The organism is Arthrobacter sp. CAU 1506, from assembly GCF_005047635.1.
In the GTDB taxonomy this organism is placed as follows: domain Bacteria; phylum Actinomycetota; class Actinomycetes; order Actinomycetales; family Micrococcaceae; genus Crystallibacter.
Genome location: NZ_SUKC01000002.1, coordinates 297,887 through 321,526, shown reverse-complemented (window position 1 = coordinate 321,526; position 23,640 = coordinate 297,887). Strand labels below are relative to the sequence as shown.

Annotated in this window: 21 protein-coding genes; 9 read left to right on the top strand and 12 right to left on the bottom strand. The window is 66.8% G+C overall.

The features are described 5' to 3' along the window. Positions 1-11: 11 nt before the first annotated feature. Both rimI and tsaD read left to right on the top strand, forming a co-directional pair. Complete coding sequence (gene rimI / locus E4J89_RS04150) at positions 12-524, top strand: ribosomal protein S18-alanine N-acetyltransferase (protein ID WP_136785014.1); 513 nt, start codon at positions 12-14, stop codon at positions 522-524. Then, the gene (tsaD, locus tag E4J89_RS04145) at positions 521-1,588 is read left to right on the top strand and encodes a tRNA (adenosine(37)-N6)-threonylcarbamoyltransferase complex transferase subunit TsaD (protein WP_136784825.1); all 1,068 of its coding nucleotides are present in this window, start codon (positions 521-523) and stop codon (positions 1,586-1,588) included. The genes rimI and tsaD overlap by 4 nt, the downstream gene beginning before the upstream one ends. A gap of 29 nt (positions 1,589-1,617) precedes the next feature. On the opposite strand, the gene E4J89_RS04140 is transcribed toward tsaD, so the two are convergent. Beyond that, a complete protein-coding gene (locus E4J89_RS04140; RefSeq protein ID WP_136784824.1) occupies positions 1,618-3,207 on the bottom strand; it encodes a carbohydrate-binding protein in 1,590 nt (529 codons plus the stop codon). Positions 3,208-3,453: 246 nt separating this feature from the next. On the opposite strand from E4J89_RS04140, the gene E4J89_RS04135 reads away from it, so the two are divergent. Continuing rightward, positions 3,454-5,754, top strand: coding sequence for a glycosyltransferase family 2 protein (locus E4J89_RS04135; RefSeq protein WP_240691700.1), 2,301 nt, complete (start codon positions 3,454-3,456; stop codon positions 5,752-5,754). Between the two features lie 45 nt (positions 5,755-5,799). On the opposite strand, the gene E4J89_RS04130 is transcribed toward E4J89_RS04135, so the two are convergent. Continuing rightward, on the bottom strand, positions 5,800-6,951 hold the full coding sequence (locus tag E4J89_RS04130) for a glutamate--cysteine ligase (RefSeq protein ID WP_136784823.1): 1,152 nt from the start codon (positions 6,949-6,951) through the stop codon (positions 5,800-5,802). 89 nt (positions 6,952-7,040) lie between these two features. Then, positions 7,041-8,303, bottom strand: a complete 1,263-nt coding sequence (locus E4J89_RS04125; RefSeq protein ID WP_136784822.1) for a methyltransferase — start codon at positions 8,301-8,303, stop codon at positions 7,041-7,043. 144 nt (positions 8,304-8,447) lie between these two features. Here E4J89_RS04125 and E4J89_RS04120 point away from each other — a divergent pair, with 144 nt between their 5' ends. Continuing rightward, positions 8,448-8,627, top strand: a complete 180-nt coding sequence (locus tag E4J89_RS04120) for a hypothetical protein (RefSeq protein ID WP_136784821.1) — start codon at positions 8,448-8,450, stop codon at positions 8,625-8,627. An 82-nt stretch (positions 8,628-8,709) separates the two neighbouring features. Next, complete coding sequence (locus E4J89_RS04115) at positions 8,710-9,309, top strand: maleylpyruvate isomerase N-terminal domain-containing protein (protein ID WP_136784820.1); 600 nt, start codon at positions 8,710-8,712, stop codon at positions 9,307-9,309. A gap of 120 nt (positions 9,310-9,429) precedes the next feature. Here the strand turns inward: E4J89_RS04115 and E4J89_RS04110 are convergent, their stop codons facing one another. Genes E4J89_RS04110 through E4J89_RS04100 form a run of 3 tightly spaced genes read right to left on the bottom strand, consistent with a single transcriptional unit; the run spans position 9,430 to position 12,736 of the window. Next, a complete protein-coding gene (locus E4J89_RS04110; RefSeq protein ID WP_136784819.1) occupies positions 9,430-10,830 on the bottom strand; it encodes an MFS transporter in 1,401 nt (466 codons plus the stop codon). 33 nt (positions 10,831-10,863) lie between these two features. Then, entirely contained in the window at positions 10,864-11,955 is a 1,092-nt protein-coding gene (locus tag E4J89_RS04105) for a sulfite oxidase (protein WP_136784818.1), read from the bottom strand. 31 nt (positions 11,956-11,986) lie between these two features. Beyond that, the gene (locus tag E4J89_RS04100) at positions 11,987-12,736 is read right to left on the bottom strand and encodes a Crp/Fnr family transcriptional regulator (RefSeq protein ID WP_136784817.1); all 750 of its coding nucleotides are present in this window, start codon (positions 12,734-12,736) and stop codon (positions 11,987-11,989) included. 133 nt (positions 12,737-12,869) lie between these two features. Here E4J89_RS04100 and E4J89_RS04095 point away from each other — a divergent pair, with 133 nt between their 5' ends. Continuing rightward, positions 12,870-13,259, top strand: coding sequence for a VOC family protein (locus E4J89_RS04095; protein WP_136784816.1), 390 nt, complete (start codon positions 12,870-12,872; stop codon positions 13,257-13,259). A gap of 33 nt (positions 13,260-13,292) precedes the next feature. On the opposite strand, the gene E4J89_RS04090 is transcribed toward E4J89_RS04095, so the two are convergent. From E4J89_RS04090 to E4J89_RS04065, 6 genes are all read right to left on the bottom strand, one after another. Continuing rightward, entirely contained in the window at positions 13,293-14,882 is a 1,590-nt protein-coding gene (locus E4J89_RS04090; protein ID WP_136784815.1) for a DUF6297 family protein, read from the bottom strand. Beyond that, a complete protein-coding gene (locus E4J89_RS04085; protein WP_240691699.1) occupies positions 14,879-15,577 on the bottom strand; it encodes an ATP-binding cassette domain-containing protein in 699 nt (232 codons plus the stop codon). Before E4J89_RS04085 ends, E4J89_RS04090 begins: the two co-directional genes overlap by 4 nt. Positions 15,578-15,712: 135 nt before the next feature. Continuing rightward, the gene (locus tag E4J89_RS04080; protein ID WP_136784814.1) at positions 15,713-16,471 is read right to left on the bottom strand and encodes an ABC transporter ATP-binding protein; all 759 of its coding nucleotides are present in this window, start codon (positions 16,469-16,471) and stop codon (positions 15,713-15,715) included. Further along, complete coding sequence (locus E4J89_RS04075; RefSeq protein ID WP_136784813.1) at positions 16,468-17,475, bottom strand: iron chelate uptake ABC transporter family permease subunit; 1,008 nt, start codon at positions 17,473-17,475, stop codon at positions 16,468-16,470. Before E4J89_RS04075 ends, E4J89_RS04080 begins: the two co-directional genes overlap by 4 nt. Continuing rightward, on the bottom strand, positions 17,468-18,499 hold the full coding sequence (locus tag E4J89_RS04070; protein WP_136784812.1) for an ABC transporter permease: 1,032 nt from the start codon (positions 18,497-18,499) through the stop codon (positions 17,468-17,470). The genes E4J89_RS04075 and E4J89_RS04070 overlap by 8 nt, the downstream gene beginning before the upstream one ends. A gap of 56 nt (positions 18,500-18,555) precedes the next feature. After that, positions 18,556-19,506: a siderophore ABC transporter substrate-binding protein gene (locus E4J89_RS04065; protein WP_240691698.1), complete on the bottom strand. Its 951-nt coding sequence runs from the start codon at positions 19,504-19,506 to the stop codon at positions 18,556-18,558. Positions 19,507-19,839: 333 nt separating this feature from the next. Here E4J89_RS04065 and groES point away from each other — a divergent pair, with 333 nt between their 5' ends. From groES to guaB, 3 genes are all read left to right on the top strand, one after another. Continuing rightward, a complete protein-coding gene (gene groES, locus E4J89_RS04060) occupies positions 19,840-20,136 on the top strand; it encodes a co-chaperone GroES (protein WP_127511177.1) in 297 nt (98 codons plus the stop codon). Positions 20,137-20,270: 134 nt separating this feature from the next. After that, complete coding sequence (groL, locus tag E4J89_RS04055; RefSeq protein ID WP_136784811.1) at positions 20,271-21,875, top strand: chaperonin GroEL; 1,605 nt, start codon at positions 20,271-20,273, stop codon at positions 21,873-21,875. Positions 21,876-22,131: 256 nt separating this feature from the next. Then, a complete protein-coding gene (guaB, locus tag E4J89_RS04050; protein WP_127511179.1) occupies positions 22,132-23,637 on the top strand; it encodes an IMP dehydrogenase in 1,506 nt (501 codons plus the stop codon). Positions 23,638-23,640 lie beyond the last annotated feature (3 nt).

Genomic DNA, 23,640 nt, shown 5'->3' with positions numbered 1-23,640 from the left:
AGATCAGGGCGATGACCGAGGCCGACATTCCCGCGGTGGATGCGCTGGAGCGGAAACTGTTTCCGGCCGATGCGTGGCCCACCGAGATGTTCTACGAGGAATTGGCGCAGGACACCCGCAGCTACTACGTGGCCGTGGATGCCCTCGGCGAGGTGATCGGCTATGCCGGCCTGATGTGCGTGCGGCCGATCGCCGATGTGCAGACCATCGCCGTGGTGCCCGAGCGCGAGGGGCAGGGGATCGGCACCCGCCTGCTGGCCTTGCTGATCGAACAGGCCGCGGAGCAGCGGGCGGAGGACGTGCTGCTGGAGGTGCGCGCTGACAATCCGCGGGCGCAGCGGCTCTACCGCTGGTTTGGCTTCGAGCAGATCCACGTGCGCCCGCGCTACTACCGCGGCGGCGCCGACGCGTTGATCATGCGGCTGAAGCTCAAGGACTGGACCGGCCGGCCCGGTGCCGGCCGGGACGCTGCGGGGGCCGCCATACCGGGCGAGCAGCCGGAAACCATGGAGGAGACCCGATGAACCGCACCCAACCGCTGGTCTTGGGGATCGAATCCTCCTGCGATGAAACCGGGGTCGGCATTGTCCGCGGCGATACCCTTCTGGCCAACACCGTTTCGTCCTCGATGGACGAGCATGTTCGCTTCGGCGGCGTGATCCCGGAGATCGCCTCGCGCGCCCACCTGGACGCGTTCATCCCCACGCTGGAGCAGGCGCTGGACACCGCCGGCGTCACCTTGGACGAAGTGGACGCACTGGCCGTCACCTCCGGGCCCGGGCTGGCCGGCGCCCTGATGGTCGGCGTCTGTGCAGCCAAGGCGCTTTCACTGGCCACCGGAAAGCCGCTGTACGCGATCAACCACCTGGTGGCCCACGTGGGCGTCGGCGTGCTGGACGGGGGAGTGCTGCCGGAGAACCTGGGTGCGCTGCTGGTTTCCGGCGGCCACACGGAGATCCTGCGCGTGCGCTCCCTGACGGACGACGTAGAACTGCTCGGCGCCACCATCGACGACGCGGCCGGCGAAGCCTACGACAAGGTGGCCCGCATCCTCGGCCTGGGGTACCCGGGCGGACCGGTGATCGACAAGCTGGCCCGCGAGGGGGATCCGAAGCGGATCCGTTTCCCGCGCGGATTGACCCAACCCAAGTACATGGGGTCAGCGGAGGAGCCGGGACCGCACCGCTACGACTGGTCTTTCTCCGGCTTGAAGACGGCCGTGGCCCGGTGTGTGGAGCAGTTCGAAGCTGCGGGCGAGCCACTTCCGGTGGCAGACATCGCGGCGTCCTTCCAGGAAGCGGTGGCGGACGTGATCACCGCCAAGGCCATGCTGGCCTGCACCGAGCACGGCATCAGCAACCTGCTGCTGGGCGGCGGGGTGGCGGCCAACTCGAGGCTGCGCGCGCTGACTCAAGAGCGCTGTGACAAGCACGGCATCTCGCTGCGGGTGCCGCCGGTGTCACTGTGCACCGACAACGGCGCGATGGTCGCCGCGCTCGGCGCCCAGGTGGTGATGGCCGGCGGCCAGCCGTCCGGCATCGAATTCGCGCCGGACTCCTCGATGCCGGTCAGCAGCGTGCACCTGTAAAACGGGATCCGCCGCGGTTCAGGCGGTGGCTACTTGCCGAGGTCGGCGAGCAGTTCAGCCACTTCTTCGTTGGTCAGGACCAGCCACGGCGAGCTGTCCGCTCCCTGCAGGGCAGCTTCGGGGCTGTCGCCCTGGGTCCACCACTTGGCTTCGAACACCCGGCCTTCGAGTTGGACGCGATCGGTTTTCAGGTAGACGGTGCCGATCTTCCACTCCGGGAAGGTGCCAGCCGGGGCGGTGACTACAGGCTGCGGGGTTTCGCCCGGCAGCACCGGCCCGATCAAGGTCCACGGAGTGACCTCTTCGGAGGCGGTGGGATCGTCGGGCACGTCGCCGCGCGTCCACCATTTGGCCTTGTACACGTTGCGGTGCCAGACCACGCGCTCGTTGGCCACGTAGGCCGCCTCGCTGGTCCAGATCGGGTAGGGGCTGGTCGCCGGATCGTCCACGATGTCGGCGTCGGACGCAACGGGGGGACCGGTGGGGGCAGGGGCGGCGGTGGCATCGTGGCCCGGCTCGCTGACCGACCGCGGCAGCCCGCCCAAATTCTGGCCGAGCACGGCCGCGTAGCTGATCCCTTGCTGTTCTACGCCGCTGCAGCTGTCCGACACCTTGGTGACGTCCCCGTAATTGGTGCTGCAGGTGGTGTCGCGGTTCAGCGACCACATGGACATCCGCCCGATGCCGACTTCGGTGGCGAAGGCGTTGAGTCCGGCGGCATCGTCCACGGTGAAGATTTCTCCGGGCACGTCGTTCTGGCCGATCATCGGGGTCAGGCCGATCTTGCTCCAGACGGTCCGTTCGCCGGACTCCAAACCGGCCTCGCGGTAGGCGGTCTGCAGCTGGACGTGCGCCGACCGGGCCGCCTGGATGGAGGCATCGAGCATGCCCTGATCCTGCTGCCGGCTCTGGCCATAGTCCATGGTCATGAGGTTGACGCCGGCCAAGGGCACCTTGGCGGCCAGCATTTGTTGGACCGTGCGGACCCCGTCCTCGGTCAGGCCATGCGGGGCGACCGGCAGGGTCAGCCAAATCTCCAGATCCTGGCCGGCTGCTTCCCGCTCCGCGGCCAGTTGGGCCATTACCGTGGCACGGCGTTCGCCGGCCGTGGCGTCCGTGAGGTTCTCGCCTTCGATGTCCAGGTCGATGGTGTCCACGTTGTAGCGCTCCAGCACCTGGCTGTATGCCCGCTTCAGGGCAACCGGATCGGTACAGGCACTGGCCAGTTCCCGGTTGAGGAGGCCGCCGAAGGAAATGCCCACGTGGCCGCCGGTTTCCGCGAGCCGGGCAACCCTGCGGTCCAGGTCCATGGTGGCTTGGGCCTCGTCGAATCCGTAGAAGCCGCCCCAGGACGGGGAGCAGGGATTTTCCGGGTCCGCCACGATGAAGGAGAGGATGACGCTGCGCTCGGCCTCGCTGGAGGGGTTCTCGAAGCTGTAGAACGGAGTAGCCGTAGCGTCCACGTAGCCGGCGAACCAGGACGCCTTGCCCGCAGCAGCACGCGCATCAGTGAACTGTCCCCAACCAACCCCGGCCGCGGCCACGAGGGCCGCGGTCGCGGTGATCAGGACGCCAAGCCGCAGCCAGGACAAGCGGCGGCCCGGAAATCTTTTCGACATTGTTCTCCCCAACTACGGGAATCCGCTCCGGAACCCGTGTCTGTACGGTAACAGGTAGACATCTGATGACGACACGCCTGAAAGAGTGGCGTTAATCACGTTTAAACGTTGTATTATTGTCTCGGGCAAGCCCCTAGACTAAGGGGCACCGGCGCCCGTTCCGCCGGCCGAGGATCCACCAGGGCAGAGCACCACGGCTCTGCCCTTTTTTCGTCCTGTTTGTTGGGGGTTTTCATGCTGGACACCATGCCTGCCGCTCAAGTCGAGCCGCTCGCTTCCGCCGCCGATCCGGCGCCGCGGCGCCGCCAGTGGGGTGCCGAAAAGCGGTCGGAACCGATGTCCATCGTGCACCCCAAGCCCAGCGGTCGAAAGATCGTCCTGGGGCGGCTGGGGATTATCACCACGGTGACGGCCTGGATCGTCTATGTGGTCACCACCATCCTGCGCCAGTTCGCCAACAACCCGGGCCCGGGCTTCCGGTTCCAGCTGGAAGCTGTGTCCTATCTGGTCGTGGTGACGTTCCTGACCTTCTCCGCCCTGATGTACTTGCTGGCCCGGCAGGGGGCCATGTACCGGTTCCGCGACCACCAGCGGGTTCCGCGCGGGGAGCTGGACCGGCACTTTTCCCGCTACGACGGCGGCGTGACCGTGCTGGTGCCGTCCTACGCCGAAGAGCCGGAGGTCGTCCGGTCCACGCTGTGGTCGGCAGCCCTGCAGGAATTCCCCGACCTGCGGGTGGTGCTGCTGCTCGACGACCCGCCTTTCCCCACCGATCCCGCCGTGCTCCAACGGCTTGAGCGCACGCGGGCCCTGCAGACCGAGATCAGCGACAGGTTGCGGGTCCCGGCCAACAGGGCCAACGCCGCCCTGGCGGCATTCCGCAATGGCGACCACGCGCCGTCGTCCGATCTGCAGCGCTTGATCAGCGAGTACACCGCCGCCGCCACCTGGCTGGAAGAATTCGCCGAGGCCGAGCGCATCGAGGACCACGTTGACGAGTTCTTCGTGGACTTGGTGGTCATGGGCTTGGCCCGCGAACTGCGCCTGGTGCTGCTGGCTCTGGAGGCGGCCGCCGCACAGTCGGCTGAGCTGGCCCCCGAGCGGATCGAGGAACTGCACCTGCGCCTGGTGCGGACCTTCAGCGTGAAGACCGAGACGTTCGAGCGCAAACGCTATGCCAACCTCTCGCATGAGGCCAACAAAGCGATGAACCTGAACGCCTACATCTCGCTGATGGGCCAGCGCTGGGAAGTGGAGGACGCCGCCGGCGACACCGTCCTGCGGCCCGTGCCGGACGGCGAAGACGCGGACCTTGAGATCCCCGACAGCCGCTATCTGCTGACCTTGGACGCCGATTCCCAGCTGCTGCGCGACTACTGCCTGCGGCTGGTGTACTTCCTCGAATCCCCGGGGAACGAGCGCATCGCCGTCGCCCAGACGCCCTACTCGGCCTTCCGCGGAGCTCCCACCCGGATTGAGCGGGTAGCCGGCGCGACCACTGACATCCAGCACATCCTGCATCAAGGCATGACCTATTACGGTGCCACCTTCTGGGTGGGCGCCAACGCGGTGATCCGCAAGGAGGCGCTGGAAGACATCGTCGAGGTGGAGACGGTGGGCGGCTTCGAGATCCGCACCTACATCCAGGACCGGACGGTCATCGAAGACACCGAATCAAGCATCGACTTGGGCGCGCACGGCTGGAAGCTGGCCAACTACCCGGAACGGCTGAGCTACAGCGCCACCCCGCCGGACTTTGGCTCGCTGGTGGTGCAGCGGCGGCGGTGGGCCAACGGCGGCCTGCTGATCCTGCCCAAGCTGTGGTCGCAACTGGTGGAGCGGCGCCACCGGCACGAGCGGATCCTGGTCCGCGAAGTGCTCATGAAGGTCAACTACATGGCCTCGATCGCCTGGGCCAGCTTCGGCCTGGTGTTCCTGTTGGCCTATCCGTACGACAGTCGGCTGCTCAGCCCGGTGGTGTTTATTGCGGCGCTGCCCTACTTCCTGGCCATGGGCAGCGACCTGCGCGACTGCGGCCACCGCTTTGGCGACATCTTCCGCATCTACGGATTCAACCTGGTCATGCTGCCGGTGAACCTGGCCGGCGTTTTCAAATCGATGCAGCAGGCGTTGACCGGCGAGAAGATTCCGTTTGTGCGGACGCCCAAGGTCAAGGACCGTACCGCGGCGCCTGCCCTGTACGTGCTGATTCCGTATCTGATGGTGGCGTTCTCGCTGTTCACGTTCTACCGCGACATCCTGGCGCAGAACTGGGGCAATGCCGCCTTCGCCGCCCTCAACGCGACGCTGGCGATCTACGCGATCTATTCCTACATCGGGATCAAGAATTCGCTGGTGGACATTGTGCTGGGGACCATCGGCTGGCTCTACGTCGAGCCCAAAAAGCCGAAAACCGCAGAGCCCGTGGTGATTGCCAAGACGGCCGAAGAGGTGGACTACAGTTCCATCCTTTACCACGGCGACCGTCGGCTGAACCGCGACCTGCGCGGCAGCCACGACCGGCGGCGCCGCGCAGCCGGTCTGTGAGGCTGCAGGAACTTCCCGGCGCTGCTTGGCGGCGCGCCGATCCCGTCAGTGGTCGGCGCGGCGCAGCTGGCTGACCACGTCGAGCACGACGGCGCGCAGGTCGCCGTCGTGCTCTGCCGCCACCCGGCGCTGGCGCTGGTAGCCGGCACCGCCGTCGATGATTTTCTCCACGTCGGCCAGTTCCTTGCTGCAGCCAAGCTTCCGGGCCACCGGTTCCAACCGGTTCAGCACATGCTCGCGCAGGTGTTCGGTGACCAGCATTTCCTTGCCGGCGGCGTTGAGGATGATGATGGCGTCCATGCCGTAGCGGGCGGCGCGCCACTTGTTCTCCTGCACATGCCACGGCGGCATGGTGGGGATGGCCCAGCCGTTGTCCAACGCGGTGGAGAACTCGTCCACCAGGCACTGGGTGAGCGCGGCGACGGCGCCCACGTCCTGCAGCGTCGACAGCCCGTCGCAGACCCGCATCTCGATGGTACCCAGCGCGGGAACCGGACGGATGTCCCAGCGGATCTCGCTGATGGTGTCGATCACGCCGGTGGTGAACATGTCCTGGACGTAGTCCTCGTACAGCGCCCAACTGGGGAACTGGAACGGCAGGCCCGCGGTGGGCAACTGCTGGAACATCAGCGCGCGCTGCGAGGCGTACCCGGTGTCCTCTCCAGCCCAGAAGGGGGAGGATGCGGAGAGCGCCTGGAAATGCGGGAAATAGTTGAGCAGCCCGTCCATCACCGGCAGCGCCTTGTCCCGGTGATCCAGGCCGACGTGCACATGCACCCCGTAAATCACCATCTGCTGGCCCCACCACCGGGTGCGGTCGATCAGCTTGGCATAGCGCGCCTTGTCCGTCACCGGCTGCGACCGCGGTGCCGCAAACGGGTGGCTGCCGGCGCAGAACAGTTCCACGCCCATCGGATCGGTGACGTCGCGGACCGCGGTCAGTGCACTGCTCAGGTCGGCCTTGGCATCGCTGACGGTACGGCAGATGCCGGTCACCAGCTCAACCGTGTTCAGCAGCAGTTCCTGCTTCACGTGCGGGTGCTCGTCGTCGTCTTTCAGGTCGGGATGGCCCGCGCGGACAGCGTCCAGCACCTGCTCGGCCACGGAGACCAGCTCGCCGGTTTGTGCGTCTACCAGCGCCAGCTCCCACTCGACTCCAAGAGAAGATTGGGCGGACTGGGCAAAATCGATGTTCAAACGCTGCTCCGTATCTGGCGGTACCGGCTGCCGCCGGAGATGCACGTCTCGCGCAGAACGGGCGGCGACACTGCTTTGATTCTAGTGTGTCAGGGCCTGGCTGCGCGCTCGCGGCTGCGGCCGCCGGCGGAGGGGACGGGCTCGACGACGATCGCCACCCGGTCCTCGCCGATCCGGGTCAGCACCAGCGTCGCCTTGTTCGGACCCTTGCCGGAACCGGTCAGCAGGGTTTTGCGCAATTCGTCCGGGGTGACCGAGGTGCCGCGCTTCTTGATCTCCAGGGTGCCGATCCGGTTGGCCTTGACCCACGCCTTGAGCTTCTTGACGTTGTACGGCTTGACCTCCAGCACCTTGTACGCCCGGGCAAACGGGGTCTGCTGCAGCTGCGGAGCACAGATGTACGCGATGTGCTCATCGAGCAGGTGGCCCTCCAGGCCGCGGGCCAGATCGGCCACCAGCCCGGCCCGGATCACTGCGCCGTCGGGCTCATACAGGTAGCCTTCGGCCGGACCGGTCTCCACGTCCTGGTGGGCCGGATCGAAGCTGACGGCGCTGGTGAGTTCGGCGGTGCCGGCGGCCCCGATCACCAAGGCCGCACGCCGGACGCCGGGCCGGGCCAGCGTGTTGAACCACAACGCCGCCTCAATCACGTCGCCGTTGACGGATACCCATTGGACCTCGCAGTTCTCCGGCAGCGCGTCGTGGGGGATGCCGGGACCCATTTTGACGCCCACCGGCAGGCCCCGGTCCGCGAGCTGCTCAACGAAGGACAAGGGCGGCGAGAACGCCTCCGGATCGAAGATCCTGGTGGTGCCCGACGTCGTGGTGGTCCGCCGGGCCGGATCCAGCCACACGCCGTCGACTCCGGTCAGGTCAACGTCTTCGGCTTCGGCGTTGACCACGGTGGCGTCCGGCCAGGGCATCAGGTTGATTGTGGCCACGGCGGCGGTGGTTTCATCACGTTCGACGGCGGTGACCCTGCGGTCAAGGGTGGCCAGCGCCATCGAGTCCGCGCCGATGCCGCAGCCGAGGTCAGCCACGTGTTCGGCCCCGGCAGCCTGGAACCGCTGGGCGTGCAGGGCCGCGATGTTCAGCCGGGTGGCCTGTTCCAGTCCTGCCTGGGTGAAGAGCATCTTTTCCGCGAACGGGCCGAATTTTGCCGCGGCTTTGGCCCGCAGCCGGGATTGCGTCATCGCGGCGGAGACCAGTTCGGGGGAGTGGCCGGCCTTGCGCAGCTCGGTTCCGGTGTGCAGGCTCTCCGCTTCGGAGTACGGGCCGAGCGAGTTCAGCAGTTCCCAGCCCTCCGGAGTCAGAATCGGGGCGATGCTCTCGGCGTGGGTCTCGGGTGCCATGGTTTCAAGCCTAGTGCAGCCGATTCGGGCCGGCGCACGGCCGGAGGATCGTCTTTACACGCGCTGATGGGTAGTTCTCCCCATGGCCGGACGAGCGCGGCGTCCGTAGGATCGAAGGAAGCTTACTGTGAGGAGGCCCGGATTATGTCAACACCCTTGGACTGGAGCGACATCGATACGGATGCTTGCCAGGCGGAAATCGAAGCGGAACTGGGCGAGTTGATCGCGGCCAGCAATCGTGCCCACCGCGGATGGCAGGCCCTGTGGGAAGAGGTCGCCGTCCCTGTGCCGGCGTGGCGGAGGGACATGCGGCGCCTGGCCTGAGGGACACGGCAATCCTGCCCGGACTGTGCCGGGCCACACCAAAGCGCTGGTCGTGGACAGCGGCCGGCCGTAGCATGGGCGCATGATTCAATCGGCGGCAACTTTCCTGTCCGCGGGCCGCTATTTCCGGGAAGTGTTGTCCGACGTGCCGTCTACCGCGTGGAATGCGCCAGGGCTGGATGACTGGACCGTGCGGACCTTGGCCGGCCACACCAGCCGTGCCCTGTCCACGGTGTTGACATATTTGGGGCGTCCGGCTGACAAGGTCCAGGTGGAATCGGCCGCCGACTATTACCTGGCCACCGGACTGGCTGATGACCCCGGTGTCACCGAGCGGGCCATCGCGGCCGGCAAGGAATTGGGGCCGCACCCGGTGGATATGGTGGACCGGCTGCTGGCCCAGCTGGAGAACACGCTGCCGCTGGCCGAAGACCGGATCATCGAAACGGCTGCCGGCGGAATGCGGTTCAGCGACTACCTGCCGACCCGGATCTTCGAGCTGGCCGTGCACACCTTGGACCTGTCCCGCGCGTGCGGCCTGGTGGCCGAGCTGCCCAGCGACGTGGAACTGGAAGCCGGCCGACTCGCCATCCAGATCGCCTCCGAACGCGGCGACGGGGCGATGGTCCTGCTGGCATTGACCGGCCGGACCATCCTGCCGGGCGATTTTTCCGTGGTGTAGTCCTGCTGGGCCGGGGCTGGCTCAGGGCGTGGGGGCAGGGGCTGCGGCCTGGGCCAGGGAAGCCTGCGGGCCTGGCCCAGGGGAGCCTGCGGGCCTGGCCCGTGAGTTGCGGCCCGGCACCTAGGGCCGGTTGCGGATGCCTACGGCGGAAACCGCCCCGCCGGCGAACAGCATCAGGGCAGCGGCCAGCGCGGCGTGGCGGAAACCTGCGTAGTCAAGCAGTCCGCCGGTAATGGCGCCGGCGACGGCAATCCCCAGCAGCCCGGCAATGCGGGCCACCGCATTGTTCACCGCGGAGGCGATCCCGCTGCGTTCCGCCTCGATCGCGCCCAGCACCGCTGCGGTCAGCGGGGAGACAGTTACTGCTAGGCCAAGACCCGCCAAGAGCACGCCCGGCACGATGTGCTGCCAGAAGTCCAGCGGCTCGTGCACGGACAACATGAGCAGGAATCCGGTGCCGGCCAGCAGCGGCCCCGCGGCCATGAACAGGCGCGGCCCGTAGCGGCCCGAGAGCCGGCCGAACCAGGCTGCCAGTGCGAGTGAGAGGATGCTCATCGGCAAGATCGCCAGGCCGGCGGCGGTGGCGCTGAAGCCGGCGGACTGCTGCAGAAAGACCGGCAGCGCGAACATCCCCAGGGACAGGCCGGCGTAAATTCCCACCGTGGCGATGTTGCCGACGCCGAAATTGCGCACGAGGAAAATCTGCAGTGGCATCATCGGGTAGGAGACTCGGCGTTCCCACCACAGAAAGAGCCCCAGGCTGATGAGCCCGGCGGCCAGCGGAATAAGCACCCGTGGATCTGTCCAGCCGAGCCGTTGCTGTTCGATCAGCGCGAACACCGGCCCGGCGAGCCCGGCGGCGGCCAGGCACGCCCCCAAGGCATCGATGGGTGCCCGCGGCTCCTGCCGGGGCGGATCGGCCAGCCGGGCCATCAGCCATAAGGTGGCGGCGATGGGCAGCACGTTCACGGCAAAGACCAGCCGCCAACCTAGCGTGTCCACCAGCAGGCCGCCGAAGACCGGGCCGATGATGTACGCGGTGCCGGTCCAGCCGGTCCAGATTCCGATCGCCCGGTGCTGGTCCCGGCCAGCGAAAGTCAGGGTGATCAAGGCCAGCGAAGCCGGCACCAGCAGCGCCGCGCCTGCGCCTTGGACAATCCGGGCGGCTATCAGGGCGGCGGCAGCCGGCGCCGCAGCGCAGGCCAGCGAAGCCGCCCCGAAGACCATCAGCCCCAGCCGCAGGATCCGGATCCGGCCGAACACGTCGGACAGGGCGCCGGCCACCAGGATCAGCGAGCCGAGGGCCAGCAGGTAGCCGCCCACCACCCATTGCTGGACCGCCAGGCCGCCGCCCAGGTCACGGTCAATGGCGGGCAGCGCCACATTGACGATGGAGGCGTCGAGGAAGGCCACGAAGGACGCCAGAATGGCCACCAGGAGGACGGTGGTCTCGTGGGACCTTTTCCACCAAGCCTCAGGCTGGGAATGTTCCGGGCGGGCTGGCGGGCCGGGCGAAGCCATGAACCGGAATACTACCGCGTCCGGATGCTGCCTTTACGGACGGACAGTCACCGGCACCGTCTGCACGGCATTGTTGCCCATGCCCAAATAATTCCATTCCGGCTCCAATGGCTGGACCTGCCCGAGGGCATCCATCGCCTGGCAGCGCAGTTGATGCCCGCCCGGTTCCGCCTGCCAGCGGAAAGTCCAGCCGCGCCAGGCATATTCGCCGTCCGGCGGGTCCAATTGCGCCTCCGACCACACGCCGTCGACGGCGACCTTGACCTGCTGGATGGGTGCCCTCCCGGACCAGGCCCTGCCGCGCAGCAGCACCGGGCCTGCATCCACCAGCCGGTTTCGCGTCATGAAGTCCGGGATGCCCGGCGGGACCATCAGTGCACGGACCTTGATCCGCGTTACCGGTTCGCCGGGATCGGTTTCGCTGCGGTTGTAGCGGTAGGAGGACATCTGCTGGAATCCCGTATACGGGAAGGTGCTGGCCTCGATGCCGGTCAGCCACTTCACGCTGGCCATCCCGTACCAGCCTGGCACCACCAGCCGCACCGGGAAGCCGTGCTGGGGTGGCAACGGCGCACCGTTCATGGCGTAGGCCAGCAACACGTCCGGGGACGTTGCCTCGGAAACTTTCAGGCTCCGGGCATAGCTCTGCTCTTCACCGCCCTGAACGCCCCGGTCCGCGCCGGTGAAAACCACATCCACCGCTTCCGGGTCCACACCGGCCTCAGCGAGTAAGGGGGCCAGCGGTGTACCGGTCCAATCGGCGGTGCCGACTCCGCCGTAGATCCACGGCTGGCTCACGGGCCGGGGTTTGATGAGGCTCCGGCCGTTGCCTGCGCATTCCAAGGTGACGGCCAGAGTGCGCTGTTCGCGGGCCTGCAGTTGGGCCAGGCTGAACTCCAGTGGCCGGCGCACCGCGCCGCCGATCCGCAGCCGCCAGGCACCGGCGTCGATGAGCGGGACATCGAAATGGGTGAGCAAATAGTGCATGCCCGCCGGCGTACGGGCGGCGGTGAGCATCTCCAGCGGCATCGCGTGGTTGCGGGACGCCAGTTGCAGTTCTTCTGGGGTGATTGGCACGTCGGTCGCGGCCCCGGGCTGCGTTGCCGGTGTGGGTAGGGTCTTCATAGGTCCAGTGTCGGGAGCTACCCGGACGGTGTCAGGAACCTGGGTTCCAGATGGCCAGCTCCGCCAGCCTCCCCGGCTCAACAATCACTATCCGGTCCCGTTCGGTACGGACCACCCCGGCTTCGCGCAGGTCGCGCAGAATACGCACCACCACTTCGCGGACCGAACCGACCGCCTGCGCCAGTTCCTGCTGCGTGGTGTGTACGGCCAGCTCCGACCCGGCAGCTGGCATCGGTGCAGGCCCGTCCAGCCGGCCGGCATCGGCACCGGCGGCCAGGTCCAACAAGTGCCGGGCTACCCGCTGCCGCACCGAGGTAAAGGCGCTGCCGGGGATCTCGGCCATAAAACCGAGCACGCGCGCGCTCAGCTCGCGAAGGAACGCGTGGGCCACCGGCAGTTCGCGCGCCGCGGCGCCACGTACCCGCACGGGGGAGAGACGCACCAGTTCGGTGTCGGTCAGCGCCACACCGCTCACCGGCAGGGCGAAGTCCGGTGAAAACAGGGAAACCACACCCATCAGCGACCCGCGGCGGCAGTAGCGCACCGTGATGGTTCGCCCGTCCGGGGCCGTGGCATAAAACTTCAGCAGCCCGGAGACCATGAGCTCCAGATGGGGGTCTGCATCGCCTTCACGGTGGGTGACAGTGCCGGCCGGCACCCGGACCAGGGTGCTGCCGGTCAAGAGGTCGCGCAGCAGCGGCTCGGGCAGGCTGCCCAGCGGCGAGGCCGCAATGGCCTGCAGCGCCGAGACGTCCGCGGTCCACGCCGGGTCTTGTCCCATGTCGGCCTCCGTCAATACCCGCGGCCGGACCTGCGGCGGGTCCTGGTTCCATGCTAGCGGCGCGGAGCACTGTTCTGGCCGGTGCTGCTGTGCCAGTCTGGAAGTGCCCGCCCGCGAAGCGAAGGAGACCACCATGGACAGCGCCGGGTTTACCCCCAACCATGCTTTCAGCGGCTTCAGCGTCAATGACATCGCCGCCGCCAAACAGTTTTATGGCGGCACCTTGGGCCTCAAGGTGGCCGACGGACCCATGGGGATCCTCGAGCTCCATCTGCCCGGCGGCGCCCGGGTGATCATGTATCCGAAGCCGGACCACGAACCGGCAACGTTCACGGTCCTGAATTTCGCCGTCGACGACGTCGAAACCGCGGTGGACCAACTCAACGGCCGTGGCGTGCAGACCAAGATCTACAACAATCCGGACCTGCCCACCGATGAAAAGGGCATCATGCGCGGCAACGGCCCGGACATCGCCTGGTTCAAGGACCCTGCCGGCAACATCCTCTCGGTCCTCAAGGAATGACGGCTCGGCCCCTCGCCAGTCGGGGCCCGTGGACTACTCCGCGCGCGTTCCCCACCACAGGCAGTATGCGCTGGAGCCGGCCTGGACCAGCAGGAGCCACCACGGTACGACGCCTGATACTACAGCGATCAGGGCGGGCAGCATGGCGATCACCGAAAAGTCCGGACCTCGAATGAAACTGGCTTCGACGCCCGCGGGCATAAGCAGGTTGGACGTGCTGCCGCCGGGACGAGTCCAGTCGGGCCGCGGCTGAAACGCGGCCCGCATGGCCGCGCCGGCCAAACCGAGTCCGGCCAGGACCCCGAGCACCGCCAGTGACGGACCACCTGCACCCATCACTGCCAGCAACCCGAAGGACACCAGACCCCAAACCGCCAGACCAACGGCGGGAAGTACAGCATGGGCGCGCCGTGCCTGGACGGGCGCCAAGGGCAGAAGGCTTTCAAGGACAGGCCTGGCAGCGTGGGCACGGGCAACGAAGGCGCAGCCGGAGGCGGCCGCCCAGCCACAGCCCAGCAGGACGCCGGCCATGATGATGGCGCTGCCGGCACCGGCGATGCAGCCAACGGCAGCCGGAGCCAGCGCCATCACGGCGACATGACGAACCTTGCCGGGGGAGCGGAGAAAGGCGACGACGTCGGCGCGTACCAGCACGGCGGAGGGCGAGGACGGTGGGGCAAGGCTGAGACGGAACCGGCGGCGCACCCTGCGATGGTCCAGTGCCCGCTCCAGCTCACGGAAGTCGCCGAAATACAGCGCGCCGGCGGCGTGGCCGGAGACACTGCCGCTGGCGGTCAGCTCGGCGGTCGAGAGCGACCGGAGCAGAAAATAGCCGCTGCAGCCGCCAACCAGGACCAGGGCGGCTGCGGCCCACAGCGGCCAGATGCTGCCGTGGACCACCAGCAGCGGCCAACCGGAAGGCAACAACAGCAAAGCTTGCCCGGGAAACGACGCAAGGCCTCCGGACAACAGCGGCAGGAGCAGGACCACTAGGCCGACGGCACTCGCTATTCCGGCAACCCGGGTTGCCGCCGGCTTCCCCGCCGTAGCCTGGGCAAACGCTGCCGCCAGGTAGAGCGCAGCCCCGACGGCCGCCGCCGCGGCGCTGCCCAGCAGGACCGAGGCCGCCCCGTGCGCCGGCCCCGCCAGCGCCGCCAGCGGGAGGAAAACAAGACCGGCCACCAAGGCTGTCCGGAGCATCCGGCCGGCTGCCGGCCGGGCCAGTGCCCTCCGCCGGTTAATCGGCAGGCCCAGCCACCAATACCCCTGGGCAGCGGTGGCCGAGACCGGGCCCAGGCGCAAAAGCAGCAGAAAGCCGCCGGAAGCGGCCAGCAGCAGGACGGCCGCCATAGCCGTCTGCGCCGGAACCTGGGCGAATCTTTCGGAGATCACGCTGCGGGTCAGCACCGATCCGGCGTTGACCAAGAGTTCTTCGCGAATGCCGTACAGCAGGGCCCCGGCGTAGGAAATCAGCACGACTGCGCCCAATAGCGTCTGGTACACGTCCGCGAAGACGCTCCACCGACTCTCCAGCGGATGCCGTGCTGCCGCAGCCCGGGAAAAGGCCATCGGATTGAAGCGCACGGCCCCGGCTGTACCAGCGGCGGAAGGAAGCTGGCTCACCCGGAAATCAACTCGGCCGCGCGTTCCGGCGCAACGAAGGCTACGTCGTCGCCATCCAACACCGCGCAGCGGTCGGCTGTGGCGGCCAGCAGCAGCGGATCGTGCGTTGCCAGCAGGATCGCCGCCCCGGCGCCGGCACACCCGACGATCCGCTCGGCCAAGCGGCGGCGCATCGTCTGATCCAGCCGCTGCTCCGGTTCATCCAGCACCAGCAGTGTGAACGGGCGGATGAAGGCGGAAGCCAGCAGGAGCCGGCGCTTCTGCCCGGAGGAGAGGGAATGCGGGAAGTCCTCGGCATGGCTGTCCAAGCCAAAAAATCCAACTTCACGGCTGACGGCCGCAGACGGGTCATCCAGTCCGTGCCCGAGGGCGATCAGCAGCAGGTGCTCACTGACCGTCAACGCCGGGAAGAAGGCATCGTCGTCGAAAACCGCGGCGACGCTGCGGCGGTAATGCAGCGAGCGTTCGTCCGCAGGCACTCCGTCAAGTTTGATGCTGCCGGCCACCGGTTCCTGACGGGCGCTCAGCGTCCTCAGCATGGTCGACTTGCCGGCTCCGTTGGCGCCTGCCAAGGCCAGCACCTGCCCCGGGTTCAGGTCAGCGCTGAACTGGCCGCACACCGCGGATCCGTCGTAGCCGGCCATGACCGATTCAGCCTGCAGCCGCGGAAGTTGTTCCTGAGACCTGGAGGTCACTGAGTCGCCGTCCCTTTCGCTGCCGGGTCCTTGTGCTCAAACCCTATAGGGCAGCATGAAGGATGGCCCAGAGCGGGCTCGCAGGTTGCAGGCGGTTTGCTGCGAACGAACGCCTGCAGTGCCGGAAACAGCCGTTCAGGCGAAGTAGACGCCGATCCGGTTGCCGTCGATTTCCTCGATCCGAATGTCGATCTCGTAGACATCGCGAAGGACTTCAGGATGCATGATCTGCGCCGGGGAGCCCTGATGGATCAGCCGGCCGGAGCGCATGGCGATGATGGAGTCGGAGTAGCAGGAGGCGAAGTTGATGTCATGGATGACCAGCACCACCGTCTTGCCCAGCTCGTCGGTTAGCCGGCGCAGCAGCCGCATCATTTCCACCGAGTGCTTCATGTCCAGGTTGTTCAGCGGCTCGTCCAGCAGCAGGTAGTCGGTGTCCTGTGCCAGGACCATGGCAATGAAAGCGCGCTGGCGCTGGCCGCCGGAGAGCTCGTCCACGAACTTGTCCGCCATCGAGGTCAGGTCCAGATACTCCAGGGCCTGGTCGATGTGCGCCCTGTCGGTGGCGGTCGGCCGGCCCTGGTTGTGCGGGAAGCGGCCGAAACCGACCAGGTCCCTCACGGTCAGGCGCACGGTCAGCTGGTTGTCCTGGCGCAGGATGGCCATCTTGCGGGCCAGTTCCTTGCCCGCGGTGTTGCTGACGTCCAGTCCGTCGATGGTGACGGCTCCGGCATCCATCGGCAGCAGCCGGGAGACCATGGACAGCAGCGTGGACTTGCCGGCCCCGTTGGGTCCGATGATCGAGGTGATCCCGCCGTCCTTGATGTAGCAGCTGACATCGTCCACTACCGTCTGCGTGCCGTAGGTCTTGGAGACGCCGGAGACGTGGATCATTTGACGGAGCCTTTCAACAGCAGGGCAATAAACAGGAGACCGCCCGCGAATTCAATGACAATGCTCAGCGCGGTGTCGAAGCTGAACACCTGTTCGAGCACCAACTGGCCGCCGAGCAGTGCGATTGCGCCCAGCAGCACGGCGATGGGCAGCACGTAGACATGGCGGAAATGCGAGCAGAGCAGGTATGCCAGGCTGGCCACCAGCAGGCCGAAGAACGTAATCGGACCGACCAGCGCGGTGGAGACGGCCACCAGGACGGCGCAGACCATCAAGACCGTGGTAACGGCCCGCCGGTGGTTCACGCCCAGGTTTAGAGCGGTGTCCCGTCCCAGCGCCAGCACATCCAGCTCCCGGCGCATCCGCCAGACCGGGATGCTGGCGGCAGCAACTGCCAGCGCCGAGACGGCCAGCAGCAAGCCGTCCACGTTGTTGAAGCTGGCGAAGAACAGGTCCTGCAGGATGATGAATTCGCTCGGGTCGATCAGCCGCTGCAGCAGCGAGGAGATACCGCGGAACATCGTGCCGAATACGATCCCCACCAGCAGCATCAGGTGCAGGCTCTTGCCGCCGCCGGTGAACAGCCAGCGGTAGAGCAGGAAGGAGAAGGCGACCATCAGCGAAACTTCGATCACGAAGCGAGCCGGTGCGCCCATGCTCAGCAGCGCTTGGCCGCCGATGGCGAAGGTCAGTCCGGTCTGGATCAGCATGTAGAGGGCGTCGAAACCCATGATCGACGGCGTCAGGATCCGGTTGGCGGTCACCGTCTGGAACAGCACCGTGGACACGCCCACGGCGTACGCCACCAGCAGCATCGACCCGATCTTGATCGCCCGCCGGGGCAGGATGTAGCCCAGATTGCCGCGGAGGTCGATGGTCATGAACACGGCAACCAGTACCGCGGTGAGGAGTCCCAACAGGATGATCCAGGTCCGTGGCCGGACGGTTTTGACGGTGCGGCGCTTGTGCTGCGTCAGGGCGGCGGGCAGAACCGTGTCAGCCATTCTTGCGGGTCCTCAGCAGCAGGTACAGGAAAATGGCGCTGCCGACGGCGGAGACAATAACGCCCACGGGGATTTCGTAGGGGAACCGGATGGTGCGGCCGATGATGTCGCAGAGCAGGACGAAGCCAGCACCGAACACGGCCACCCAAGGGACCGCGCGGCGGACGCTGTCGCCGAACACCAGCGATACCAGGTTGGGCACCACCAGGCCCAGGAAGGGAATGGCGCCGATGTTGACCACCACCACGGCGCTGATCAACGAAACGATCACCAGTCCCAGGGTCATCACCCGGCCGTAATTCAGGCCCAGGTTGGTGGAGAATTCCTGGCCCATGCCGGCCATGGTGAACCGGTCCGCGCATAGATAACCGACCACACCAAGGACCGCGACGATCCAGAGCAGCTCGTAGCGGCCACGAAGCACACCGGAGAAGTCGCCGATCATCCAGCTGTTCAGCGACTGCAGCAGGTCGTACCGGTAGGCAAAGAAGGTGGTGACAGCAGCGATCACGCCGCCCAGCATGATGCCCACCAGCGGCACGATCAGCGTGTTGCGCAGCGGGATCCGCCGCAGCACCAGCAGGAACAGCCCGGTTCCGGCCGCAGCGAACACGGTGGCCACCGACATCTTGGCCAGCAGTGATGCGCCGGGGATGGCCACCGTGACCACCAGGATGCCCAGCGAAGCCGACTCCACGGTGCCCACGGTGGAGGGCTCCACGAATTTGTTCCGCGCCATGAGCTGCATGATCAATCCGGCGATGCCCAGTGCTGCACCGGCCAGGATGACGGACAGGGTCCGCGGCAGCCGGCTGATCCAGAAGACGTCCCATGCGGTCTGGTCACCGGAAAGCAGCGCCGGCAGGGAGACATCGCTGACGCCGACGAACATGCTGGCACAGGCCAACACAACGACGGCGGTGCCCGCCCAGGCGAGCTGCGCACCGGATCCCCGGGGACGGGAACGCCGGGCAGGGGCGGCAACCGGAGCCGGAGCTGGAGTGGAAATCGTGGAGGAAGCCATAGGTCGGGCCACCGCGCGGGCCGCCGGCTTCGGAAGCCGGCGGCCGGACGGGGGGGCTACTTCGTGATGGCTGCCTGGACGGCGCTGATCATGGCGTCCGTGTTGTTCAGGCCGTAGCCCACCAGGTACCAGGAGGCTGAATCCAGGTAGGTGATGCTGTCGTTCTTGGCGGCCTTGGTGCCGTTGACCAAGTCGTTGTCCAGGACCGCCGAGGCTGCTTCGCCACCGGATTCGCCGACCGCCGAGTCGCGGTCGATGACGAACAGGTGGTCCGGGTTGGTCTTGGCGACGAACTCGTGCGAGATCGCTTCACCGTGCGGGCCTTCGGATTTCACCTCGGCGGCGGGCTGCACACCCAGGACATCGTGCACGATGCCGAAGCGGGACCCGGCGCCGTAGGCAGTCATTTCGCCGCCGCTGGTCATCAGCACCAGGCCGGTGCCGGCGTCGGCAGCTGCGGCCTTGGTGTCCTCGATCTTGGTGTCGAGGGCGGAGAGCTTGTCTTCGACTTCGGCTTCCTTGCCGAAGATTTGGCCGAGAGTCGTGGAGACTTCCTTGAAGCTGTCGACCGGTGCGGCGGCGTCGACGCTCAGGTCGATGGTCGGGGCGATCTTGCTCAGCTCGCCGTAGGCCTCAGCGGTGCGGCCGGAGATGATGATCAAATCCGGGGCGCCCTCGCTGATCGCCTCGAAGTCGGGTTCCTTCATGGAGCCGATCTTGGTGTAGCTGTCCTCGCCGTACTGTGCCAGCGACTTCGGGTACACGGCCTCCGGCACGCCGTCCACCTCGACTCCCAAAGCCGTGAGGCTGTCCAGCGCGCCCAGATCGAAGGTGTAGACGGTCTCCGGGTTTACCGGCACCTCGGTGGTTCCCGAGGCATGCTCAATGCTGATCGTCTCTGCACCGGCGTCTGCTGCGGCATCGGTCTGCTGACCGCACGCGCTCATAGCGAGCATGGAAACAGCTGCGGTCATGACCAGCAGGCCGGACTTCAGGGGGTTTTTCACTGACACTCCATCGTTCGTCAAGCCGGATCCTGCGAAGGTTCCGGCATTAGGCAACATAAACGTTTGCTATTTGCGCGCACTGTGAAAACTATCGGGTTAGGTAAGCCTTACGCAACTTCGTTGCCGGCCCGAACTGTCGCGCGGCGTCACGTGGAGCCGGGATCGCCCCGCTGCTGGCACTCGCCTTGACCGAGTGCTAACCCGTCTCATAGAGTCACTGTTAGCACTCTCCCTGTGCGGGTGCTAATACAAGGAACCGCCTGCCGGCACCGCGACGACGGCAGACATCTCCTTGGCCCACCTATTCGTAGCTCATGAAAAGGAGAGAGCCGAGTGTCGGTCTCCATTAAGCCTCTTGAGGATCGTATTGTTGTCCAGCCGCTCGAAGCAGAGCAGACCACGGCCTCCGGCCTGGTTATCCCGGACACCGCCAAGGAAAAGCCGCAGGAAGGCAAAGTTGTCGCGATTGGCCCCGGCCGCGTCGATGACAATGGCAACCGGGTTCCCGTCGACGTAGCCGAGGGTGACGTTGTCATCTACTCGAAGTACGGCGGAACCGAGGTCAAGGTCGGCGGCGAAGAGTACCTGGTGCTTTCTGCCCGCGACGTGCTGGCCATCGTCACCAAGTAAGTCCACCAGCTTCAGTCCGGCGGCCCGGGCGCGCGCAGTCGACGCCCGCGGCCGGAACGACGGACAACCGAAATGCCCCGGCTGCCGCTGTGTTGCAGCGCAACCGGGGCATTTCGCGTGAAAGGAACAAATTCATGGCAAAGCAGTTGGAGTTCAACGACGCGGCCCGCAAGGCGCTGGAAGCCGGCGTCGACAAGCTCGCCAATACCGTCAAGGTCACCCTCGGTCCGCGCGGCCGCAACGTGGTCTTGGACAAGAAGTGGGGCGCCCCCACCATCACCAACGACGGCGTGACCATCGCCCGCGAGGTGGAGCTCGACGATCCGTACGAGAACCTCGGTGCGCAGTTGGCCAAGGAAGTCGCCACCAAGACCAACGATGTCGCCGGCGACGGCACCACTACCGCAACCGTGCTGGCCCAGGCCCTGGTCAAGGAAGGCCTGCGCAACGTAGCCGCCGGCGCCGCACCGGGTGCACTCAAGCGTGGCATCGAGGTGTCGGTCGAGGCCGTTGCCGCGCGCCTGCTGGAGAACGCCCGCGAGGTTGAGGACAAGGTGGCCGAGGTCGCCACCATCTCCGCCCAGAGCCCCGAGGTCGGCCAGCTGCTGGCTGAAGCCTTCGACAAGGTGGGCAAGGACGGCGTCATCACCATCGAAGAAGCCTCCAGCATGGACACCGAACTGGTGCTCACTGAAGGCATGCAGTTCGACAAGGGCCTGCTGTCGCAGTACTTCGTCACCGACCAGGAGCGTCAGGAGGCCGTCCTCGAGGACGCGCTCATCCTGATCTCGCAGGGCAAGATCTCCACGGTGCAGGAGTTCCTGCCGCTGTTGGAGAAGGTGCTGCAGGCCAACAAGCCGCTGTTCATCATCGCCGAAGACATCGACGGCGAAGCCCTGTCCACCCTGGTGGTCAACAAGATCCGCGGCACGCTCAACGTCGCCGCGGTGAAGGCGCCTGGCTTCGGCGACCGCCGCAAGGCCATGCTGCAGGACATCGCGGTGCTCACCGGCGCCCAGGTGGTCTCCGCCGACCTCGGCCTGAAGCTGGACCAGGTGGGCCTCGAGGTGCTGGGTACCGCCCGCCGGATCACCGTCACCAAGGACAACACCACCATTGTGGACGGCGCCGGCTCCGAGGCCGATGTGGCGGACCGTGTGGCCCAGCTGCAGGCAGAGGTGCTGCGCACCGATTCCGATTGGGACCGCGAGAAGCTGCAGGAACGCCTGGCCAAGCTGGCCGGCGGCATCGGCGTGATCAAGGTCGGTGCTGCCACCGAGGTCGAGATGAAGGAGAAGAAGCACCGGATCGAGGACGCAGTGTCCTCCACCCGTGCTGCTTTGGAAGAAGGCATCGTGGCCGGCGGCGGTTCCGCCCTGGTGCACGCTGCCCAGGCTCTGGACACCGACCCGAACGTGCTGGCCCTGGAAGGCGATGCCGCCACCGCCGTCGGGCTGGTCCGCCGCGCGCTGGTCCAGCCGCTGCGCTGGATCGCCGAAAACGCCGGGCACGAGGGCATGGTCGTCGTCTCCAAGGTGGGCGAGCAGGCCGTCAACAACGGCTTCAACGCCGCCACCGGCGACTACGAGGACCTGTTCGCCGCCGGCATCATCGACCCGGTAAAGGTGACCCGTTCGGCGCTGCGCAATGCAGCCTCGATCGCAGCCCTGGTGCTGACCACCGAAACCCTGGTGGTGGAGAAGCCGGCCGACGAGGACGAGCACAACCACCAGCACTAACCGCCGGTAGGGGCGCCGCGCCCGCGCGGAGATCCACGGTACCAACAGCGCAGAGAGGGGACCAGGCCACGCCTGGTCCCCTCTTTGCTGTCCGGATCAGGGCCCGGAAGGGGCCGCCGGCCGTTAGCTCCGCCACATCCGCAGTGGGCAGAAATACCCGCCGCGTCGGAAACGTTTAGGATGTAACCAACCTCAGGAGCCGGTCTTCTGGACCGTGCCCGGAGGCCGCAACCGGTATCGCTCGAAAGGCCCTGCAGTGTCCGAAGAATTCAATCCGTTCGCTTTCGAGGGTCTGACCTACGACGACGTTCTCCTGTTGCCCGGCCCCACGGATGTCATTCCGTCCGAGGCCGACACCAGCTCACGCCTGACCCGTCGAATTACCGTGCAGACCCCGCTGCTCTCCGCGGCCATGGACACCGTGACCGAATCCCGGATGGCCATCGCCATGGCACGCCAGGGTGGACTCGGCGTGATCCACCGCAATCTCTCCATCACCGACCAGGCCGAGCACGTAGACCGGGTCAAGCGCAGCGAGTCCGGCATGATCACCAATCCGGTGACCATCGCACCGGACGCCACGCTCGCCGAACTGGACGAGCTCTGCTTTAACTACCGCGTTTCCGGCCTGCCGGTGGTGGACTCCGAGGGCAAGCTGCTGGGCATCTGCACCAACCGCGACACCCGGTTTGTGCCCCGTGCCGACTACCCGACCACCAAGGTGCACGAGGTGATGACCTCGATGCCGCTGATCACCGGCAAGGTGGGCATCAGTCGCCCCGACGTGATCGAACTGCTGGGCAAGAACCGGATCGAAAAGCTGCCGCTCGTGGACGACGCCGGCATTCTGCAGGGCCTGATCACGGTCAAGGACTTCGACAAGGCGGAGCAGTACCCGCTGGCCACGAAGGACGACGACGGCCGGTTGCGCGTCGGCGCCGCCGTCGGCTTCTTCGGTGACGGCTACGAGCGTGCGATGACCATGATCGAGGCCGGCGTGGACGTGCTGGTGGTGGACACCGCCAACGGCCACAGCCAGGGCGTGCTGGACATGATCGCCCGGCTTAAGAAGGATCCGGCCGCGGCCCATGTGGACGTGATCGGCGGCCAGGCCGCCACCCGCGAGGGTGCGCAGGCGCTGGTCGACGCCGGCGCCGACGCCATCAAGGTGGGCGTGGGCCCCGGCTCCATCTGCACCACCCGTGTGGTGGCCGGGGTGGGCGTCCCGCAGATCACGGCGATCTACGAATCGGCCAAGGCGGCCATTCCGGCCGGCATTCCGGTGATTGCCGACGGCGGCCTGCAGCACTCCGGCGACATCGGCAAGGCGCTCGTCGCCGGTGCGGACACCGTAATGCTCGGCTCGTTGCTGGCCGGCGCCGCCGAGTCCCCGGGCGACCTGGTGTTCGTCAACGGCAAGCAGTTCAAGGCGTACCGCGGCATGGGCTCGCTGGGTGCCATGCAGACCCGCGGCAAGAACACGTCCTTCTCCAAGGACCGCTACTTCCAGGCCGACGTGCCGGACGACGAGAAGCTGATCCCCGAAGGCATTGAAGGCCAGGTGCCGTACCGCGGTCCGCTTTCAGCCGTCGCGCACCAGCTGGTGGGCGGCTTGCGCCAGACCATGTTCTACACCGGCGCCCGCACTGTTGCCGAGCTCAAGGCCAAGGGCAAGTTCGTCCGAATCACGGCGGCTGGCCTGAAGGAATCCCATCCGCACGACATCATGATGACCGTGGAAGCACCGAACTACAAGCGGTAGCCC

Bases quoted from the DNA above. Each gene is read 5' to 3' on its own strand.
- rimI (WP_136785014.1), top strand. From the start codon at position 12: ATGACCGAGGCCGACATTCCCGCGGTGGATGCGCTGGAGCGGAAACTG.
- tsaD (WP_136784825.1), top strand. From the start codon at position 521: ATGAACCGCACCCAACCGCTGGTCTTGGGGATCGAATCCTCCTGCGAT.
- E4J89_RS04140 (WP_136784824.1), bottom strand. From the start codon at position 3,207: ATGTCGAAAAGATTTCCGGGCCGCCGCTTGTCCTGGCTGCGGCTTGGC.
- E4J89_RS04135 (WP_240691700.1), top strand. From the start codon at position 3,454: ATGCCTGCCGCTCAAGTCGAGCCGCTCGCTTCCGCCGCCGATCCGGCG.
- E4J89_RS04125 (WP_136784822.1), bottom strand. From the start codon at position 8,303: ATGGCACCCGAGACCCACGCCGAGAGCATCGCCCCGATTCTGACTCCG.
- E4J89_RS04120 (WP_136784821.1), top strand. From the start codon at position 8,448: ATGTCAACACCCTTGGACTGGAGCGACATCGATACGGATGCTTGCCAG.
- E4J89_RS04115 (WP_136784820.1), top strand. From the start codon at position 8,710: ATGATTCAATCGGCGGCAACTTTCCTGTCCGCGGGCCGCTATTTCCGG.
- E4J89_RS04110 (WP_136784819.1), bottom strand. From the start codon at position 10,830: ATGGCTTCGCCCGGCCCGCCAGCCCGCCCGGAACATTCCCAGCCTGAG.
- E4J89_RS04105 (WP_136784818.1), bottom strand. From the start codon at position 11,955: ATGAAGACCCTACCCACACCGGCAACGCAGCCCGGGGCCGCGACCGAC.
- E4J89_RS04100 (WP_136784817.1), bottom strand. From the start codon at position 12,736: ATGGGACAAGACCCGGCGTGGACCGCGGACGTCTCGGCGCTGCAGGCC.
- E4J89_RS04095 (WP_136784816.1), top strand. From the start codon at position 12,870: ATGGACAGCGCCGGGTTTACCCCCAACCATGCTTTCAGCGGCTTCAGC.
- E4J89_RS04080 (WP_136784814.1), bottom strand. From the start codon at position 16,471: ATGATCCACGTCTCCGGCGTCTCCAAGACCTACGGCACGCAGACGGTA.
- E4J89_RS04075 (WP_136784813.1), bottom strand. From the start codon at position 17,475: ATGGCTGACACGGTTCTGCCCGCCGCCCTGACGCAGCACAAGCGCCGC.
- E4J89_RS04070 (WP_136784812.1), bottom strand. From the start codon at position 18,499: ATGGCTTCCTCCACGATTTCCACTCCAGCTCCGGCTCCGGTTGCCGCC.
- groL (WP_136784811.1), top strand. From the start codon at position 20,271: ATGGCAAAGCAGTTGGAGTTCAACGACGCGGCCCGCAAGGCGCTGGAA.